The sequence below is a fragment of the Acinetobacter sp. CAU_H_78 genome (assembly GCF_058599365.1).
This window is the reverse complement of sequence record NZ_CM178652.1, coordinates 2,940,678-2,959,149: the sequence shown is the minus strand read 5'-3', so window position 1 is coordinate 2,959,149 and position 18,472 is coordinate 2,940,678. Positions and strand designations below refer to the sequence as shown.

Annotated in this window: 18 protein-coding genes; 13 read left to right on the top strand and 5 right to left on the bottom strand. The window is 44.3% G+C overall.

Annotated elements, in window-relative coordinates:
• The first annotated feature begins 26 nt into the window (after nt 1–26).
• Nucleotides 27–1,301 carry a replication-associated recombination protein A gene (locus tag AC4MCD_RS14015; protein WP_034704000.1) on the top strand — a complete coding sequence of 425 codons (1,275 nt, stop codon included), beginning with the start codon at nt 27–29 and terminating at the stop codon, nt 1,299–1,301.
• A gap of 266 nt (nt 1,302–1,567) precedes the next feature.
• On the opposite strand, the gene purC is transcribed toward AC4MCD_RS14015, so the two are convergent.
• Genes purC through dapA form a run of 3 tightly spaced genes read right to left on the bottom strand, consistent with a single transcriptional unit; the run spans nt 1,568 to nt 3,843 of the window.
• Entirely contained in the window at nt 1,568–2,287 is a 720-nt protein-coding gene (purC, locus tag AC4MCD_RS14010) for a phosphoribosylaminoimidazolesuccinocarboxamide synthase (RefSeq protein WP_004781395.1), read from the bottom strand.
• Nucleotides 2,288–2,325: 38 nt separating this feature from the next.
• Entirely contained in the window at nt 2,326–2,931 is a 606-nt protein-coding gene (locus AC4MCD_RS14005; RefSeq protein ID WP_004781397.1) for a hypothetical protein, read from the bottom strand.
• Nucleotides 2,932–2,943: 12 nt separating this feature from the next.
• Nucleotides 2,944–3,843, bottom strand: a complete 900-nt coding sequence (gene dapA / locus AC4MCD_RS14000) for a 4-hydroxy-tetrahydrodipicolinate synthase (protein ID WP_491876300.1) — start codon at nt 3,841–3,843, stop codon at nt 2,944–2,946.
• 729 nt (nt 3,844–4,572) lie between these two features.
• Between dapA and mhpT the strand changes: the two genes are divergently transcribed.
• The 3 genes from mhpT (at nt 4,573) to AC4MCD_RS13985 (ending at nt 7,723) form a co-directional block, all read left to right on the top strand.
• Nucleotides 4,573–5,778, top strand: a complete 1,206-nt coding sequence (mhpT, locus tag AC4MCD_RS13995; protein WP_491876299.1) for a 3-(3-hydroxy-phenyl)propionate transporter MhpT — start codon at nt 4,573–4,575, stop codon at nt 5,776–5,778.
• Between the two features lie 233 nt (nt 5,779–6,011).
• Nucleotides 6,012–6,641 (top strand): bifunctional nicotinamidase/pyrazinamidase, encoded by a 630-nt coding sequence (gene pncA / locus AC4MCD_RS13990; RefSeq protein ID WP_491876298.1) that lies wholly within the window; start codon nt 6,012–6,014, stop codon nt 6,639–6,641.
• A 107-nt stretch (nt 6,642–6,748) separates the two neighbouring features.
• Nucleotides 6,749–7,723, top strand: a complete 975-nt coding sequence (locus tag AC4MCD_RS13985; RefSeq protein WP_491876297.1) for a bile acid:sodium symporter family protein — start codon at nt 6,749–6,751, stop codon at nt 7,721–7,723.
• A 77-nt stretch (nt 7,724–7,800) separates the two neighbouring features.
• Here the strand turns inward: AC4MCD_RS13985 and AC4MCD_RS13980 are convergent, their stop codons facing one another.
• The gene (locus AC4MCD_RS13980) at nt 7,801–9,054 is read right to left on the bottom strand and encodes a hypothetical protein (RefSeq protein ID WP_180014874.1); all 1,254 of its coding nucleotides are present in this window, start codon (nt 9,052–9,054) and stop codon (nt 7,801–7,803) included.
• A 77-nt stretch (nt 9,055–9,131) separates the two neighbouring features.
• Between AC4MCD_RS13980 and serB the strand changes: the two genes are divergently transcribed.
• The 4 genes from serB (at nt 9,132) to AC4MCD_RS13960 (ending at nt 12,299) form a co-directional block, all read left to right on the top strand.
• Nucleotides 9,132–10,352 carry a phosphoserine phosphatase SerB gene (serB, locus tag AC4MCD_RS13975; protein ID WP_491876296.1) on the top strand — a complete coding sequence of 407 codons (1,221 nt, stop codon included), beginning with the start codon at nt 9,132–9,134 and terminating at the stop codon, nt 10,350–10,352.
• A 417-nt stretch (nt 10,353–10,769) separates the two neighbouring features.
• Nucleotides 10,770–11,105 carry a ciprofloxacin tolerance protein AciT gene (aciT, locus tag AC4MCD_RS13970; protein WP_034703185.1) on the top strand — a complete coding sequence of 112 codons (336 nt, stop codon included), beginning with the start codon at nt 10,770–10,772 and terminating at the stop codon, nt 11,103–11,105.
• 140 nt (nt 11,106–11,245) lie between these two features.
• Nucleotides 11,246–11,725, top strand: a complete 480-nt coding sequence (locus tag AC4MCD_RS13965) for an SCP2 sterol-binding domain-containing protein (protein ID WP_004281258.1) — start codon at nt 11,246–11,248, stop codon at nt 11,723–11,725.
• Nucleotides 11,726–11,792: 67 nt separating this feature from the next.
• Nucleotides 11,793–12,299, top strand: a complete 507-nt coding sequence (locus AC4MCD_RS13960; RefSeq protein ID WP_180178858.1) for a hypothetical protein — start codon at nt 11,793–11,795, stop codon at nt 12,297–12,299.
• A 58-nt stretch (nt 12,300–12,357) separates the two neighbouring features.
• On the opposite strand, the gene dtd is transcribed toward AC4MCD_RS13960, so the two are convergent.
• Entirely contained in the window at nt 12,358–12,798 is a 441-nt protein-coding gene (gene dtd / locus AC4MCD_RS13955; RefSeq protein ID WP_004281259.1) for a D-aminoacyl-tRNA deacylase, read from the bottom strand.
• 227 nt (nt 12,799–13,025) lie between these two features.
• On the opposite strand from dtd, the gene AC4MCD_RS13950 reads away from it, so the two are divergent.
• The 5 genes from AC4MCD_RS13950 (at nt 13,026) to asd (ending at nt 18,463) form a co-directional block, all read left to right on the top strand.
• The gene (locus tag AC4MCD_RS13950) at nt 13,026–14,540 is read left to right on the top strand and encodes a catalase (protein WP_312535218.1); all 1,515 of its coding nucleotides are present in this window, start codon (nt 13,026–13,028) and stop codon (nt 14,538–14,540) included.
• A gap of 186 nt (nt 14,541–14,726) precedes the next feature.
• Nucleotides 14,727–15,254, top strand: a complete 528-nt coding sequence (locus AC4MCD_RS13945) for an ankyrin repeat domain-containing protein (protein ID WP_491876295.1) — start codon at nt 14,727–14,729, stop codon at nt 15,252–15,254.
• A 128-nt stretch (nt 15,255–15,382) separates the two neighbouring features.
• On the top strand, nt 15,383–16,588 hold the full coding sequence (pncB, locus tag AC4MCD_RS13940; protein ID WP_312211139.1) for a nicotinate phosphoribosyltransferase: 1,206 nt from the start codon (nt 15,383–15,385) through the stop codon (nt 16,586–16,588).
• 178 nt (nt 16,589–16,766) lie between these two features.
• Nucleotides 16,767–17,615, top strand: a complete 849-nt coding sequence (locus AC4MCD_RS13935) for a sulfurtransferase (protein WP_491876867.1) — start codon at nt 16,767–16,769, stop codon at nt 17,613–17,615.
• A complete protein-coding gene (asd, locus tag AC4MCD_RS13930; protein ID WP_166137528.1) occupies nt 17,612–18,463 on the top strand; it encodes an archaetidylserine decarboxylase in 852 nt (283 codons plus the stop codon). Before AC4MCD_RS13935 ends, asd begins: the two co-directional genes overlap by 4 nt.
• Nucleotides 18,464–18,472 lie beyond the last annotated feature (9 nt).

Below are 18,472 nucleotides of genomic sequence, written 5' to 3'. Positions count from 1 at the left end.
AGAATTTAATTTGAGCCAATAATAAGATGTCAGACAGTCATATCCCGCTTCCAGAACGCTTGCGGCCTCGCGACCTTGCAGAAATTATCGGGCAGGATCACTTGCTTGGAGAGAATGCACCTCTACGTCAGATGATTGACCAAGGGCATTTACCATCGATTATCTTCTGGGGTCCACCTGGAGTAGGTAAAACCACAATTGCCTTGCTACTTGCCCAAGCGGTAGACCGGCCATTTATCAGCCTGTCTGCACTCAATACTGGTGTGAAGGAGTTGCGTGAAGTCATTGCAGAAAGTGGTGATCTGCTGACGCCCGTGGTGTTTATTGACGAGATTCACCGTTTTAATAAATCCCAGCAGGATGCACTGCTGAATGCCGTCGAAAAAGGCAAAATTACCTTGATTGGTGCGACGACGGAAAATCCATCCTTTGAAGTCAATAGTGCCTTGCTGTCACGTTGTCAGGTCTATACCTTAAATGCGCTGAGTGATGAAGCGATTCAGACTTTACTGACTCAGGCGATTCAGACTGACAAATTTCTGCAGGAACGCTATATCCAGATTGAAGAATTTGACGCCTTACTGCAGTTTGCCGCTGGGGATGCGCGTAAGGCGCTCAATCTGCTGGATCTGATTGCCAGTACCTTTGAGGCTGACCAGGAAAATATCATTACCAATGCGATTGTGGTCAAAGTCGCACAGCAGAATATTGCCCGTTATGACAAGTCTGGCGAGCAGCACTATGATCTGGTCTCGGCCTTCATCAAGTCGATTCGTGGCAGTGATCCGGATGCTGCCCTGTACTGGATGGCACGCATGCTGAAAGGTGGTGAAGATCCAGTCTTTATTGCCCGCCGTATGCTGATTGCGGCATCAGAAGATATTGGCAATTCCAATCCGAATGCCTTGTTGCTGGCGGGCGAATGTTTCCGCTCAGTTCAAGCGATTGGCATGCCGGAATGCCGGATTATTCTGGGACAATGTGCGGTTTATCTGGCGACCAGTGCCAAAAGTAATAGTACGTATCTCGCCATTAATAAAGCGATGGATCTGGCTGAAAAAACGGCCAATTTGCCAGTGCCTTTACATCTGCGTAATGCACCGACCAAAATGATGAAAGAGCAGGGTTATGGAGTGAATTATCTATATCCGCACAACTATCCGGAACATTTTGTTTTGCAAGATTACCTGCCGCCTGAGCTGAAAGGCACTAAACTGTACGAATCGGCACGTAATAAGCGTGAAGTAGAAGGCGAACGTCTGCAACAACGTCGCTGGCAGCAGGAACAACAGCAGCAGTAAACAAAAAAAGCCCAATTCAAGGAGAATTGGGCTGAAATAGGATGTCTTGGGGGAGATACATCCTAGAGGGTAAGGGTATAAATCTGGTCAGCAACATCAGATGGATTGCATCTGCTGAGGATGTTGCCGGAATACAGTAATATTAAGACATGCATTGAATAATGTAAAAACGATCATTTTTATTAATAAAATTCATTTTTTCGATCATAAGATTAGACAATAAAAAACCGGGTTATTAACCCGGTTCTTTGAAGCATTACTAGTGCTTAGATATCTTCAAGATTGATACCTAAACGTGCTGCAACTTCTTCGTACGCTTCAACCACGCCGCCTAGGCCTTGACGGAAACGGTCTTTATCCAGTTTTTTCTTGGTGTCTTTATCCCATAGACGGCAACCGTCTGGAGAGAATTCGTCACCCAGTACGATACGGTCGTGGAACACACCAAATTCAAGTTTAAAGTCAACCAGAAGCATATTACCCGCTTCGAATAATGCCTTAAGCACATCGTTCACTTGGTAAGTCAGTTCTTTCATTTTTGCCAGTTGTTCAGCAGTCGCCCAACCTAAAGCAATCGCTTGAGATTCGTTCACCATTGGATCGCCTAGCGCGTCATCCTTGAAGAACAATTCGAATGTTGGAGGCGTTAACTCTTTACCTTCTTCTACACCCAGACGACGGCATAAAGAACCCGCAGCATAGTTACGTACCACACATTCTACTGGAATCATTTTAAGTTTTTTCACCAGCACTTCAGTCGGTGTCAGCAGTTTCTCAAAATGAGTTTCAATACCAGCAGCAGCCAGCTTTTCCATGATGAAGGCGTTAAAACGGTTATTCACCTTACCTTTACGATCCAGTTGTTCGATTTTTTCGCCATTGAATGCGGACGCATCGTCACGGAAAACTAAAATCAGGTGGTCTTCACTGTCCGTGGTATAGACAGATTTCGCTTTACCAGTATAGAGCAAGGTTTGTTTTAACATGAGGGAACCTTCTACAAAAAAAAATGCCTAGAAAATGTCTAGGCTGGCCAATTTTGGTAAATCTGGTTTAACAGTTCTGCTGCTTTTTCGCGGTCGGCAAAACTGTTATCGGGATTAAACACAGCCAGGGTGTTACTCGAACCTGCGGGAGAGAGTCTTAAAACATAGGTTTGCTGATCGACCTGAATCGCTACTTCATAACGATCTTTATTTTGACCAACGATAGAATGGTTAAGGCTGCTAAGCGTGGCAAGAGTGTATTGCCATATTGTAGCAGCATTTCCATCAATTTTGAGCAGTGGATTTTGATTTCCGTCAGTGACTAATTGCGGCTTTCCTGAAAAATTTTCTTGAGTTTCATCTGCTTGAGTTGAATTTACTGGCTGTGCAGTAGGACGTGGCATCGCAAAGCGGTTACCACGCTGATTTTCAAGCTTTGGTGCATTTTCCAGGGCAAGCGGATCCACTGTTGGAGCAGGGTACAAAGGCGTTGCAGGACGAACCATTGACCCTTCAGGATATTGCAATGGTTGCAGCGTGGTTGTTTCTTTATAGTCCAAGGTACCGTTTTTAAAGGCCATTGAACTACAACCTGCTAAACTGAATACTGAAAGTGCCAGGGTAAGTCCTAAACGTAATTGCATAATCGTTGCTCTTTATTTAATGACGCTCGCTTCTACAAGTGCCTCATGAAGCGGAGCGCGATATTGTTCTGCAAGTGGTGTTAATGGAAGGCGAATACCTGTACCAATTAAGCCCATATCATGGAGAGCCCATTTCACAGGAATTGGGTTTGATTCACAAAATAGAATATTGTGTAAATTTGCAACCTGAGCATTGAGCTCTTCAGCACGTGCCGCATCGCCTGCAATGGCTGCAGCACATACTTCACTCATGACTTTTGGTGCAACGTTGGCAGTCACAGAGATATTGCCTTTGGCACCATGACCCATTAACTCATAGGCAGTTGCATCATCACCTGAGTAAACAGTCATGTTTTTGCCTGCCAGACCTTCAATCAGGGCAGCACCACGGGCTACATCACCTGTTGCATCTTTAATGCCTACGATTTGTGGAATATCTGCCAGACGGATCACGGTTTCGTTGGCCATATCCACGCCAGTACGACCTGGAACGTTATAAAGAATTTGAGGTAGGTCAACCGCTTCAGCAATGGCTTTATAATGCTGATATAGGCCTTCCTGAGTCGGTTTGTTGTAGTAAGGAGTAACCAGCAGGGCAGCATCAGCGCCAAGTTCTTTGGCTTCCTGAGTCAGCTCGATTGCTTCACGAGTCGAGTTTGCGCCTGTACCGGCAATGATAGGAATACGTTTGTTAGCAACACGAATGATTTCTTTGATCACTTGGGTGTGCTCGCTCATGCTGAGCGTTGATGCTTCACCAGTGGTACCAACCGCGACAATGCTGTTGGTGCCTTCTGTAATATGCCACTCAACCAGCTTCTCGAGACCCTTCCAATCTACGCTGCCATCTTCAAACATGGGGGTGACGATTGCGACAATGGAACCCTGAATGGTCTGTGCTTGCTGAGTCATTTTAAAAAACTATCCTATTTGTCCATCCGAAGAGAATGAGAAAACATATTTGGGATGGGTTTGTATTTTGATTTGTAGCAAATTCAATAGATTTGCACTGAATTGAATATTGCTTATGCAAATTATGACTGATCAAACGCATAAGAACAATATGCTTTAGTAAAAGCCAATGAATTCTTTATACAAAGCCTCCAGGCAACAATCAAGTTTTAATCGTTATGATTTTTTACTGTCCAAATCATCCTTTATCCTCCAACAGTATGAAAGCTAATAAATTCATTTTTTCAAGAAAAAGTATAAAGAATAAGTTACTTAAGTAAATTAAATGGATTTAGAAAACATTCTTTTATGGCATTTTAGGGGGAGTATTAATATTTATATTCGATGAATTAAGAGCTAAAATATATCGAATAATAAACCTCATTTATGAGGAATAAAAAGCAAAAATGCCTGAACTAATCTTTTTTTCGTATTAGTGATCGGCCCCGAATTTTTCTCACTGTTGAATTCCCGGGTTTGATGTATAAGTCTAAATCCAAAAATACTGAGATTTTAATACTTCTCATTAATTGCTTTTTTGACTTTATCGAACAGCATCTTAAGGTCATCAATTTTCTGGATTTTTTAGTATATCCGAGCAAATTGTTCAACTTATTGGTAGTTAATTCTATTTAGCGGCTCATAGATGATGGCCTCTCTTTTGAACGCTGATTGAACAAGGATATTCCAATGGAAAAATCAGACAATAAGCACGCGATCATCACGGTAGGGATCTGCTTCCTGATCGCTGTGATTGAAGGCCTGGATATTCAGGCTGCCGGGATTGCCGCTGCTGGTATTCGTGAGCACTTTGGTCTTGATAGCTCACAATTGGGTGTGTTTTTTAGTGCAGGGATTCTGGGCCTATTGCCTGGTGCACTGGTCGGTGGTCGATTTGCGGACCGTATTGGCCGTAAGAAAGTTTTAATCTGGTCAACCGCAATTTTTGCACTATTTACCTTATGTACCGTGTGGGTGAACAGTTTCCACAGCTTGCTGGCAGTTCGTTTTCTGGCGGGTGCGGGTCTTGGCGGTGCAATGCCGATTCTGATCACTTTAGCTTCTGAAGCCGTGGCTCCACAAAACCGTGGTCGTGCCGTAGGCCTGATGTACTGTGGTATGCCAGTGGGTGCTGCAATCTTGTCTTTAATCGCAGCAACTGAATTCGGTGCAAACTGGAAAAATGTCTTCTACCTGGGTGGTTTATTACCCATTATCGTGATTCCTCTGATGATGTTGTGTCTGCCTGAATCTAAAGAATACTTAAAGACACAAAACAAGACAGCCGCAGAACGTGCAGCATCTCCTCAGGGTTCATTCAAGGATCTGTTTAACTCTGACAACCTGCTTCGTACGCTTTGCATCTGGGTGAGCTACTTCTTCACTCTGATGGTGGTGTACATCATGTTGAGCTGGTTGCCATCATTGTTTATGGAACTGGGCTTCACCCGTAAAGATGGTTCGACTGCACAGTTCTACTTCATGGTGACTGCAACGATTGGTACCGTGATTCTGGGTATGCTGACGGATCGTCTGAAAAAAGCGTATGTCATTCTGTTGATGTACGGCGGTATCCTGGCGGGTCTATTAGCACTCAACGGTGCAAGCTCACTTGAGCAAATGTACATGGCCGCAGCACTGGCAGGTGCCTTCGTGATTGGTTGTCAGGGCGTACTCTATGCCTTCGGTAGTATCGTTTACCCGACTGAAGTACGTGGTACAGGTGTGGGTGTTGCTTCTGCAGTTGGTCGTATCGGCGCCATGCTTGGCCCTGCAATTGCGGGTCAGCTACTGACAGCAGGCTTCGGTGCAGCAGGGGTGATCTCGGCAGCGATTCCATGTATCGTAATCTCTGCGGTATGTATGCTATTCCTGATCAGCCGTACTAAAGTTTAAAAATAAAAAGATGAATATCCGAAAAGCCTGCACTGATGCAGGCTTTTTATTTTCCAGTATCAGTTCAGCTTAAGACAAATTCTTTCTATGTTTTGCAGAGCAATAGCTTTTACAGTTAACTCATCATGAGTTTTATCAGAATGCAGAGTCATTCTATTTTTACCTAAAGAACTAAAAATTTTCTTTAGTTTTAAGCTATGCTTGGATGCAAACTCAGATTTCAAGGGATGAAAATGATGCAGAATGCGGCGCTGATTGTAGTGGATGTACAAAAAGGATTTACCCCAGGTGGAAATCTGGCTGTTACCAATGCCGATCAGATTATTCCGAATATCAATCGATTGGGGCAGTACTTTCAGAATATTGTGCTGACTCAGGATTGGCATCCGGCAGAGCATATTTCCTTTGCAGACAATCATCCTGATCAAGCAGCCTACGACACGATTCAGCTGGATTATGGTTCTCAAGTCCTCTGGCCGAGTCATTGTGTACAAGGGACTGAGGATGCTGAATTCCATCCGGAGTTGAACCTTCCGCAAGCCCAACTGATTATCCGCAAAGGCTTTCATCAAAATATCGACAGTTACTCCGCCTTTATGGAAGCTGATCAGAAAACCAGTACCGGTCTGGCTGGTTATTTAAGGGAGCGCGGTATTGATACCGTGTTTATCGTGGGTATCGCGACTGATTTTTGTGTAGCCTGGACTGCGATGGATGCCTGTAAACTCGGCTTTAAGGCCTATGTCATTGCGGATGCCACCAAAGGCATAGACCTGAATGGTTCGCTACAACATGCCTGGCAGGACATGCTGGCACAGGGCGTAAAACGGATTTATCTGAAAGATATTATTAATGCAGCCTAAGCGCTGACTTAAGGTGATTAGGGCCATTTGCCATTATGCAATGGTTTGTTTACTTTGAGGCATTCACAGATGCCTTGATTTCTTTTTTATGACCCCTGGATTTCCCCATGTCAGCACTTCTTCAATTTAGCCAGTTTGTCCAAAAGACCTTTGCTCTGTGGGTCATTCTGTTTTCTGCCATTGCCTTGATGCTGCCGGACCTTTTTGTCTGGTTACGCGCCTATATTCCCTGGATGTTGGGTCTGATCATGTTTGGCATGGGCATGACCATGACGCCAGGCGATTTTAAAAGTATCTTACAAAGTCCTAAGGCCGTCGCGATTGGGGTCGTGGCTCAGTTTATGGTGATGCCAGGGTTAGCCTTTTTGCTCTGTCAGCTATTCCAGCTTCCGGCTGAAATTGCGATTGGTGTAATTCTGGTAGGCTGCTGTCCAGGTGGCACGGCATCCAATGTGATTACCTATATGGCTAAAGGCAATACAGTCTTGTCTGTGGCGTGTACTTCGGTATCAACTTTATTGGCACCGCTTTTGACTCCCGCAATTTTTTATCTGCTGGCCAGTCAATGGATTGAAATTAATGCCTTGTCCATGCTGATTTCGATTCTACAAGTAGTGCTGTTTCCAATCATTTTAGGTTTGATTGTCCGTGCCCTTCTAAAAACCAGGGTGGAAGGCTATATCAAGGTAATGCCAGTAATTTCGGTGATTGCCATTGTCGCAATTGTGGCGGCAATTATTGCCGGCAGTAAAACCCAGATTCTGGAATCTGGTTTAATGATTTTAGGTCTTGTGGCTTTACACAATGGGATGGGCTATTTACTGGGTTATTGGGCCAGCCGAATATTTAAACTGGCAGAAATCGATTGTCGCGCGGTTTCGATTGAAGTGGGGATGCAGAATTCAGGTTTAGGGGTAGCTTTGGCTGCGACCCATTTTGCCGCCTCTCCCATTACTGCGGTTCCAAGTGCGATTTTCAGCCTATGGCATAATATTTCTGGACCCGCCTTGGCGACGTACTGGGCTGCCAAAAGCAAGACAATTGAATCTGTATCAGCACAAGATACTTCCGCGAATACATAGCATCCTGACTGCTGAAGATTATATTTCTCTCATATAAAAAAGCCCGATGTTCAATCGGGCTTTTTGCTTTCTGTGACTTAGGATGCTTTAGACTGTTTCGATTTGAGAATCTCGGTTCTGAAGCTTTGCGCCAGTTCAGCACTTTCTGCATCCATTCCATTGACCACAAAGGCATGACGAGTCAGAACATTGGTCGGATTTGGCATGCTGACCAACTCAAAGTGGTCTGCGATTTGTTTTAACAGGGCATTAGGAACATGCAGTGCACTTTCCTTAGCGACCAGTTGTTGCACCAGACGTTCTGCAGCCTGAACTGAATTAAGCTGCATTTCTTCAACAGCTGAAGAAATTGCGCTACGTGTTTGCAGCACAAAACGTTTTTCTTCGCGATAACGTTTATACAGAACTTCTGAAAGTAACTGAAATACTGAACTGATCATGGTCAGACAGGCGAGGGCATCTGGCTTGTCTGCTGCAATACTGATACTGGCACCTTTTTCATCAAACTTGTGTACGGTACAAATATCCGTGCTGTTCAGTTTGTAGTGCTGGATGCACAGTTCAGTAGCTTTGTTCAGGAAAATCTGGCACAGATTGAAATAAGGAACCGATACCGTCTTATTCACACTATCTAGCAACTGTTTTGGATCATAGAACTGAATGTTCAAGCTCAGGCTATCGGTATCTAGGACCACAGGTTTACTGTCTTTTTCTTTCGGTTTGTTTTTCAGGGCTTGCTGTGCCTGGGCAATGGCGAGGGCAGCATTATGCTTTTCCTGTTCTAATGCCTGAGTTAAAGTCTGAATCTCGAATTTCAGTCGCGATTCATTATTGATACGTGCCAGATACTCGGTACGGCTTGGACGCGCTACCGCACGATAACCGACCCAAAGCAAACCATGAATAATGAAAGAGAACAGAATGGCAAGCCATTGAGTCCGGAGAATTTCACCAATACTTGGCTCAATCAGGGTGATTTCAATCACACCGACTTTTTTCTCGTTTTGCAGGGCATCACGGACAAAAACTTCCCCATCACGGGTCTTGGTCAGCCCACCAGTGGCTAAAACCTGACCATTCGCATCCAGGATACGAATTGAAGCAACGCTTGGGTTAGTCGCATAACGGTTGGCCAGAAGTGCCAGAGAAACGCGGTTCGCCGGTTCAAGCTCCGCCAGGCTGTCTGTGACCAGTTGGCTCGTCATGAGCTGTCCCTGGTTGGCACGGTTATCATTCAGTTGGTGAGTCGTTGCCAATACCAGTAAAAAGGTATGCAGAGCAAAACTTACAATCAGTAGGCTAGCAAATAGCCCTTGTCTAGGCGCATTCAACGTAAACTTCCAAGGCAATTCTGTTCAATTTCGATTATGATTCTAACAATAGTTGTAGCTCAGACCCGAGTCAATTCATGCGAGAAATCATTCTTATATCATTCTTAGGACCCGACCAGCCTAATCAATTTACACGATTAATGCAGGTTTTGTCCGCTCATTCCTTACAGATTCTAGATGTGGGGCAAGCGGTCATTCATAATCAACTGACCTTAGGTATTGTTGTATCGTCTGATGACCAAACTGCAACAGCATTAGCCATGAAGGAAATCCTGATTCTAGCACATGATATCGGGTTAACAGTGCGCTTTAAACCAATCTCTGCTGCTGAATATGAGCAGTGGGTAAGAGAGGGTGGTCGCACGCGTTATATCGTAACGGCATTGGCCCCGGAATTAAATGCCTCTCATCTGCAAGCCGTGACCCAGATTGTGTCGAGTCAGGGCTTCAATATTGAAACCGTAACCCGTCTTTCTGGCCGTCCTGAGCTGGATGGTTCAAATACTGGCCCTAAACGTGCCTGTGTACAGTTTGGTCTGAAAGGCCAGATGCTGGATGCAGCAGCCATGCGTGCAGCCTGCTTAAGCCTGTCGAATAATCTGAATGTCGATGTCGCGGTACAGGAAGACAATGCTTACCGCCGTAATCGCCGTCTGGTCTGCTTTGACATGGACTCGACCCTGATCGAGCAGGAAGTCATTGATGAGCTGGCAATTGAAGCTGGAGTCGGTATCCAAGTCTCTGAAATTACTGAACGCGCGATGCAGGGCGAGCTGGACTTCCAGCAAAGTTTCCGTGCCCGTGTTGCTTTATTAAAAGGCATGGATGCATCGGTATTGCCAAAAATTGCAGAACGTCTAACTGTGACTGAAGGTGCAGAACGCCTGATTTCAACTTTGAAAGCACTGGGCTACCGTACCGCGATTCTGTCTGGCGGATTCCAGTATTTTGCAGAATATCTGCAAGCCAAACTGGGAATTGATGAAGTTCATGCCAACGTTCTGGATGTGCAGGATGGCGTGGTGACGGGTGAAGTCAAAGGTTATATTGTGGATGGTGCACGCAAGGCTTTATTGCTCCGCGAAATTGCCGACAACATGGGAATTTCTCTGGAACAGACCATTGCTGTGGGTGATGGCGCCAACGACCTGCCAATGCTTTCAATTGCGGGTCTAGGTGTTGCTTTCCGTGCCAAGCCTTTGGTTCGTCAGAATGCCAATCAGGCCATTTCCAGCGTGGGTCTGGATGGTGTGCTCTACCTGCTCGGTGTACATGATAAAGATCTGAGCCGCGCTTAACACATAGCTTTGCGATGAAATCCAACGCGGCCTTAGGGTCGCGTTTTTTTATATTTTTAGCTTAACTTTTATCGAGGGATGGCGCAGCTTGTCTATAAATACTCCGATCATCTTAAACGGAAAATATTTTTTTTAAGTCGATGAAAGGGCATATGATTTTGTAATGACACGCCAACATTGACGCAGCAATTGATCCACAAATACTGTGAAAATAAAAAATGTAATGACAAAATAATATCGCGACAGAGTATGTCGTAAGGGGAGAAAACAGGACTTTTTTTATGTAAAAAACTCAGCATAATGCATGCATAGAGATACAAATCAACACATTCCATTTTATTGATTTAACGAAATTCAATAGGTAGGACGGTTGCAATATCAAGCATACACACTATCCTTTTGGATGGAGGGGTTTATATGGTAACAGCGAATCTAGCAACTCTCGTAGGCTTTAGTTTAGTCGCCGCGGCTGTGCTTGCTGTTTTCTTCTCGCCTTATCGTCGCTGGTTAAGTTTTATGGCTGCGGGAATGCTGGCCTGGGGCCTGATCGAAGTGATTCGAGTAGGTACTCAAGCCTTGTTTGAGCTCCCGATGACATATAGCTATCTGACAGCTTTAACGGCCGTGATGGTCGTAGTGACCTTACTGTTATTGCGTGAAGATCGACGTGCAGAGCGTGCTTTGGCTAAACGCCGTTATATCGAACATACACCAGTGTATGAAGATGACCAGCAGCAGCTATCTAGCCGTTAAGTTCTCTAATATCAGCGAAATAATGCACCTGCGGGTGCATTTTTCGTTTAGAAATATGATACAAAGTCCTGCATCTGCCTGGCTTTGATCTATGCTAGGATATTTGTCAATTTTCGTACAATTAGAATAGGCATAATTCCATGAAACTGTCCTCCATTCCTGTGCTCAAACTTCCTCTGGTTGACCTCAGTACCGATCCACTTGATTTGCTGGTCGCAGGTCTTGCATTACGTATGAAGCAGTTAGCACGCACCAGCCCGAAATTTATTGAATTGGTACATGAACGCCAGTTCCGTATCCAGATCGGAACAGATGAAGGAATGGCACGTCAGATCGTTGTGAATAATGGTCATATTGATACTGTTTCAGGTGATGCAGAAAAAGCTGATTTTGTGCTGCAATTTGCTGACAGCGAACAGGGTGTAAAAACGTTGCTCAAAGGTGATCCGACTGCATTCATGACCGGTATGCAAAGTGGCACGATTAAAATGGAAGGCGATTTTGGTCTGCTGGTCTGGTTTAACCAGGTCGCGAAAATGATTCCGCCTAAACTGCCAAAACCGGTCAAAGAAAAAGTAAAAATGGCACGCCAGTTTATTAAAGAGAAAACTGGTAAGTAGTCTAAAGGCTTATTGAATAATCATTTTTCTACTGTAAAGTACCCCCTTTATTTTTAGGGGGTATTTTATGAAAAAATTAATTACAGCAAGTTTAATTGCTACATCATTAACCATGACAGGTTGTGCGAGTATTATTTCAGGATCAACTCAAACGCTGACATTTAAGTCCGTTCCTGAACAAGCATCAATTTCTATTGCAAATAAATCTGGTGAAAAAGTCCATACTGGCGTTACGCCTGCAACAGTGACGCTTAAGCGTGGGAATGGATTTTTTAAACCAGCAGCTTACGATGTAACGTTTAAAAAAGAAGGATTCCAGACTAAAACTGTTCAAGTTACTGGCACAGTAAATGGCTGGTATATCGCAAATATTATTTTTGGTGGCTTAATCGGATTATTGATTGTTGATCCTGCGACAGGTGCAATGTATACCTTAAATCCAAGTGACATCAATGCGGTTCTTGAAGAGAATCAGACTGCCTCACAAAAAGGACAACAATCCCTTACGGTTATGTTAGTTCAAGATATTCCAGCGGATATAATGATCCGAGCAAAATATATTACGACTCTCTAAGAGTGTATAAAAAAAGCCCTCATTTAGAGGGCTTTTTTCATTCTAGAACAATGACAGTTTATTCAACTTCCAGATTAAACGTTACCGGCCCATCATTGACCAGATGCACTTTCATATCGGCCGCAAAAATACCGGTTTGTACATTTTCGAACTGGCTCTGCGCATATTCAACCAGCTGTTCATACAAGACCTTGGCATCGCTTGGCGGCATGGCGGGACCAAAATCCGGACGTAAGCCTTTTTGAGTTTGCGCCATCAAGGTAAATTGGGACACTAGCAGTAAACCGCCACCGGCCTGACTGACATTCCAGCCCATCTTGCCTTGCTCATCATCAAAGAAGCGATATTTCAATATCTTATCAATCAGTTTTTTGCCTTTTTCCAGATTGTCTTCTTTACCGAGGCCTAGAAAAACCAGAATACCTTTACCAATTTCTCCGGTGGTTTCACCATCGACCACGACTTTGGCTTCCAGTACCCGTTGTAATAATGCACGCATAATCAATTTCAGTCAGATTCAAAATTGCCGCCATTGTAGCAAGATCAGACTCATCTATTATTAAGTTAATGTCTAAAAAACAGGCTTAATTTATTGATTATCATTGATAATATTTTAAACTATCTAAAAACACGATCGTAATAATAAAAATTATCTGTTTTATCTATTTTTTGCTCTCACGTATCTTAGCTGCATGCAGGAAAGGTATTAAATTGAGAGATTTAGAAATGTTTAAGCGTTCATTACTTGTTGCAATGCTTGCAACGGTGACAGCTGCCCAAGCTGCGCCATTAACCAAAGATAACGGGGCACCTGTCGGTGATAACCAGAACTCAATCACTGCGGGTCCACAAGGTCCAACTTTGCTGCAGGATGTACAACTGGTTCAAAAACTGCAACGTTTTGGCCGTGAGCGCATTCCTGAACGTGTGGTTCATGCACGTGGCACGGGTGCTTATGGTGAATTCGTTACGACGAAAGATCTGTCTGATTTAACGATTGCTTCTTTATTCAAGGCAGGTACCAAAACTCCAGTTTTTGTGCGCATGTCTACCGTCATTCATGGTAAAGGTTCACCAGAAACCCTACGTGACCCGCACGGTTTCGCCATCAAGTTCTATACTCAGGAAGGTAACTGGGATTTGGTCGGTAACCAGACGCCAGTCTTCTTTATCCGTGACGCAATCAAATTCCCGGATTTCATCCATGCGATGAAACCAAGCCCGGTCACCAACGTACAAGATGCCAACCGTGTGTTTGACTTCCTGTCTAGCCAGCCTTGGGCAACCAACATGCTGACTTATGTTTATGGCAAGCAAGGTGTCCCAACCAGCTACCGCGAACAGGACGGTTTCGGTGTACATGCCTACAAACTGTATAACGACAAAGGCGAATACAAGTACGTGAAATTCAACTTCCGCTCTAAACAGGGCGTGAAGGGCTTGAACGTCAAAGAAGCAGCTGTGCAACAAGGTAAAGATTTCAACCACTTGACCAACGATCTTTATAACAACATCTATGCAGGTAATTTCCCGAAATGGGATCTATATATTCAGGTGCTTGATCCTAAAGATCTGAACAGCTTTGATTTCGATCCGCTAGATCCAACCAAAATCTGGCCAACCAATCTGGTTCCAGAAGTGAAAGTCGGTACGTTGACGCTGAACCGTATGCCGAAGAATTTCTTCAATGAAACTGAACAGGCAGCATTTGCACCAGGTAATCTGGTCCCAGGTATCGAACCCTCTGAAGACCGTTTGCTTCAAGGCCGTATCTTCTCTTATTCAGATACACAAATGTATCGTCTAGGTGCCAACCATCAGCAAATTCCGGTAAACCGTCCTGTGGTGAATGTGAACAACAATAACCAGGAAGGTCACATGAATGTGTCTGAACGTGACTCTGATGTGAACTACGAGCCAAGCCGTAAAGAGCCAAAACCGGCGACTGAAAAAGCGCGTGCAGTTGAAACGCCATTGACTGGTCATGTGCAACAGATCGGTACTAAAGAGCAAAACTTCAAGCAAGCAGGTGACTTGTACCGTTCATATACTGCCAAAGAGAAAGATGACCTGATCATGAACCTGGCGGCTGATCTGGGCAATGTCAAAGATTCAGAAACCAAGCACATCATGTTGTCTTACTTCTATAAGGCAGATGCGGACTACGGTATGCGCATGACTAAAGCTGTCAATGGTGACATCGCCATCGTTAAAGCCAAAGCTGCAAAATTAAAAGACTAATTCCGATTGGTCTTGAGGAACTGGTGACTAGGGCCTAGCGCATCACCTCCAAAAAGTCCTGTAATACTCCAAACCTTTCCTGCACCCTAGGGGGAGTTTTACAGGCACTCTGTTTTTTATTCCATCTCAGGTCAATTAAGTCTTTAGAGACTTAAATTTTCCTTTCGATTTCTGTTGGAGTTCATCATGAAAGTTCTGCCATATGCATTTTTAGCCAGTATTCTTGCCTTTAGCTCCGCATTCGCAACTGCTGCTGAAGTGAAGAATGTCTCCCCTGCAAAAACTGCGGCAAGCGTTCAGATGACCTCACAACAGGAATTGATCGATCTGTTTTTTGCTGCCGCTAAAATCGGCAATAGCGAAGTGATCAATGAATTTTTAAAACACGGCTTTCCAGTCGATGTACGCAATAAAGATGGTTATACCCCGTTGATGATGGCGACCTATTATGGCCATCAGGATATCGTGACCACCTTACTGGCCAAAGGGGCAGACCGCTGCGCCCGGGACAATCGTGGCAATACGGCCTTGATGGGCGCCTTATTTAAAATGGAATTTACCATTGCCAAACAGCTGCGTCAGGTTGACTGTGATGCCCAAGCCAAGAAAACCGGGCAAAAAACCACAGCTGAATTTGCCAAGGTGATCGGTCAGGAAAAGCAGCTACAGAAAATTATCAAGGAACAGGAAAACGGGCTGAAAGCAGTCAAATAACCGAGCAGGAAGCAGTTTATTTTCTTGAACTTTTGTCGATAATTCAGCTAGCTGTACGTAAATCCTGCAATATTGCCTAAACTTTTATGCTTTAATGCGGGATAAGCACAGCGATATTTTCCTTAGTTATGGCTCCAATTATCCACTCTTTGTTAGATACTGACTTGTATAAATTCACCATGCTACAAGTGGTATTACACAAGTTTCCGCAAACGCATAGTGTCTATCATTTCCGTTGTCGCAATCTGGAAGACACGGAATATCCGCTGACGGATATTCTGGATGATTTGAATCATCAACTGGATTTGCTGTGTCAGCTCAAATTTAAAGAAGACGAATTACAATATTTACGCAGCCTGCGTTTTATCAAAAGCGATTTTGTGGATTATCTGGAACTATTCCAGCTCAAACGCCGTTTTATTAAGGCCACCATCGATAATGAAGGCCGCTTGGATATTACTATTGAAGGCCCCATGGTTCAGGCAATGATGTTTGAAATCTTTGTACTGGCCATTGTCAATGAACTGTATTTCAGCCGCATTCGTACACCTGAAGTGCTAGCCGAAGGTGAACGCCGTTTAAAAGCTAAAATTGAACTTTTAAAACAGTATGATGCCGCGCAGAATCCGAATGATCCACCATTCTTGGTGTCAGACTTTGGTACTCGCCGTCGTTATAGTTTTGATTGGCAAAAGCATGTCGTCGAAGAATTCAATAAAGCTGCACCGCACGTGTTCCGTGGGACCAGTAATGTATACTTAGCCAAAGAATTGGGCATTACTCCGATCGGGACGATGGCGCATGAATTTCTGCAAGCCTTTCAGGCCTTGGATGTGCGTTTGCGTAATTTCCAGAAAGCAGCCCTGGAAACCTGGGTTCAAGAATACCGTGGTGACCTCGGAATTGCCTTGACCGATGTGGTCGGGATGGATGCTTTCCTGCGTGACTTTGACCTGTACTTTGCCAAACTGTTTGATGGCTTGCGTCATGACAGTGGCGATCCCTATGAATGGGGTGACAAAGCTTATGCACATTATAAAAAGCTGAAAATTGACAGTAAAACCAAAATGCTGACTTTTAGTGATGGTCTGAATCTGGAAAAAGCCTGGAAATTACATCAATACTTCAAAGATCGCTTTCAGGTCAGTTTCGGGATCGGCACCAATCTGACCAATGATATGGGGCAGACGCCGCTAAATATCGTATTGAAACTGGTGGAATGTAACCGTCAATCCGTGGCGAAAATCTCCGATAGCCCAGGCAAAACCATGACAGATAATGATACCTTCCTGGCTTATTTACGTCAGGTGTTCAATATCTCAGAACCTGCCTAAAAATCTCTGCTTTATTCAAAAAACCGCTTCAATCATGAGGCGGTTTTTTCTTAGATGATGGTCTTTCTTAAATTAGCTTTAGCTAAAATTATGCTAAGGATCTAGATAAAAACAACATAATTGAAAAAATGAGCTGTGCTAAGATCAAAAGGATTTGACCGCAATGACAACTACTAAGATGACAGCTTCCGCCTTTGACTTTGGTCTGCTGATTGAAGCAGAAGATTTGGTTCCGCATTTGGGACACGAAAAACTTCGAATTGTTGATTTAAGCCGGGCGTCGGTTTATGAACAATTGCATATTCCACATGCCTTACATCTGCAACCCAAGCTGCTGGTTCGTCAGGAAGAAACAGCCATGGGCCTGTTACCGGACGTAGAAGGGCTGAAAGCTTTAATTCGTTATCTGAATATTTCTCCTGAACATCATGTCGTAGCTTATGATGATGAAGGTGGGGCATGGGCAGGACGTCTGCTTTGGAACCTGCATTGTTTGGGCTTTGAAAATACCAGTTTACTCAATGGTGGCATCCATGCCTGGCTGGGTGCGGGACTACCGACTTCATCGGATCAGGAAACGTTTACACCCGTTGATCATCTGATTCCAGTCAATCTTGAAAGAAAGGCTGAGTTTCAGATCGATTATAATGAACTAAAACAACTCATTGAAAATGAAAATATTCAGGTATGGGATTGTCGTACAGAAGATGAATATACCGGCCTTCGTCTGGCTGCGCGACGCGGTGGTCACATCCCGGGCGCACGTCATTTTGAGTGGAGTACTGCCCTTAACCGGCAAAATCATTTAAAATTACATCCTTTACCACGTACTCAGCAGCGTCTGGAACAACTGGGATTTGATCTGGATCAGCCGGTTGTGGTGTATTGTCAGTCCCATCACCGTTCAGGTCTGGCTTATATTCTGGGTCGCTTATTCGGCTGGAATATTCGAGCCTATGATGGTGCGTGGAGTGAATGGGGCAACCGCCTCGATAGTCCAATCGCTACAGGAGAGGTGCCATCTTGAGCATCACATCGCGTCTAAAACAACAACTGTTTATCCAGGCCCAAAAAGTGGTGCCACAGCATCGCCTGTCCCGTGTGGTGGGAAAAATTGCAGCCAGCGAAAATCCGATTGTAAAAACAGCCGTGATCGCAGCATTCAAGACCAAATACGGGATTGATATGTCGATTGCTGAGCAAACCAATGCCCTGAAATTCAAATCATTTAATGATTTCTTTACCCGTGGATTAAGAACCGGGGTGCGTGCGGTCGATGCTGATTCAACTGCGATTGTATCTCCGGCAGATGGCGCGATTTCCCAACTGGGTAAAATTGAAAATGGCGATGTGTTTCAGGCCAAAGGCCAGAAGTTTACGGTTGAAAACCTGATTGCTGATCCGCAACTTGCAGAACCATTCAAGAATGGTGAGTTTGCGACCGTGTATCTGTCACCACGTGACTATCACCGTGTCCATATGCCATTCGCCGGGACTCTGACCGAAACTTTATATGTACCGGGTGAATTGTTCTCAGTCAACCAGACCACAGCCGAAAATATTCCGGGCCTGTTTGCCCGTAATGAACGTATGGTATGTCTGTTTGATACTGAACTTGGTCGTATGGCAGTGGTTCTAGTTGGCGCGATGATTGTCGCTGGTATTGAAACTGTGGCGACTGGCAAAGTAAAACCCTCTGGCCGTATCGAGCTGAATCAACATAATCTTTTCTTAGAAAAAGGTGCTGAGCTGGGTCGTTTCTACTTAGGTTCAACCGCTGTTATTCTGTTTGAAGAAAACAAGATGCAATGGGATGAGAAGTTTAAAGCCAATTCAACCGTGTTGATGGGTGAGGCGTTGGGGCATACCCTATAAAAAGCTTTT

Excerpts from the sequence above, each read along its gene's own strand:
- AC4MCD_RS14015 (WP_034704000.1), top strand. The coding sequence starts at position 27 with ATGTCAGACAGTCATATCCCGCTTCCAGAACGCTTGCGGCCTCGCGAC.
- purC (WP_004781395.1), bottom strand. The coding sequence starts at position 2,287 with ATGTTAAAACAAACCTTGCTCTATACTGGTAAAGCGAAATCTGTCTAT.
- AC4MCD_RS14005 (WP_004781397.1), bottom strand. The coding sequence starts at position 2,931 with ATGCAATTACGTTTAGGACTTACCCTGGCACTTTCAGTATTCAGTTTA.
- dapA (WP_491876300.1), bottom strand. The coding sequence starts at position 3,843 with ATGACTCAGCAAGCACAGACCATTCAGGGTTCCATTGTCGCAATCGTC.
- mhpT (WP_491876299.1), top strand. The coding sequence starts at position 4,573 with ATGGAAAAATCAGACAATAAGCACGCGATCATCACGGTAGGGATCTGC.
- pncA (WP_491876298.1), top strand. The coding sequence starts at position 6,012 with ATGATGCAGAATGCGGCGCTGATTGTAGTGGATGTACAAAAAGGATTT.
- AC4MCD_RS13985 (WP_491876297.1), top strand. The coding sequence starts at position 6,749 with ATGTCAGCACTTCTTCAATTTAGCCAGTTTGTCCAAAAGACCTTTGCT.
- serB (WP_491876296.1), top strand. The coding sequence starts at position 9,132 with ATGCGAGAAATCATTCTTATATCATTCTTAGGACCCGACCAGCCTAAT.
- aciT (WP_034703185.1), top strand. The coding sequence starts at position 10,770 with ATGGTAACAGCGAATCTAGCAACTCTCGTAGGCTTTAGTTTAGTCGCC.
- AC4MCD_RS13965 (WP_004281258.1), top strand. The coding sequence starts at position 11,246 with ATGAAACTGTCCTCCATTCCTGTGCTCAAACTTCCTCTGGTTGACCTC.
- AC4MCD_RS13960 (WP_180178858.1), top strand. The coding sequence starts at position 11,793 with ATGAAAAAATTAATTACAGCAAGTTTAATTGCTACATCATTAACCATG.
- dtd (WP_004281259.1), bottom strand. The coding sequence starts at position 12,798 with ATGCGTGCATTATTACAACGGGTACTGGAAGCCAAAGTCGTGGTCGAT.
- AC4MCD_RS13950 (WP_312535218.1), top strand. The coding sequence starts at position 13,026 with ATGTTTAAGCGTTCATTACTTGTTGCAATGCTTGCAACGGTGACAGCT.
- AC4MCD_RS13945 (WP_491876295.1), top strand. The coding sequence starts at position 14,727 with ATGAAAGTTCTGCCATATGCATTTTTAGCCAGTATTCTTGCCTTTAGC.
- pncB (WP_312211139.1), top strand. The coding sequence starts at position 15,383 with ATGGCTCCAATTATCCACTCTTTGTTAGATACTGACTTGTATAAATTC.
- AC4MCD_RS13935 (WP_491876867.1), top strand. The coding sequence starts at position 16,767 with ATGACAGCTTCCGCCTTTGACTTTGGTCTGCTGATTGAAGCAGAAGAT.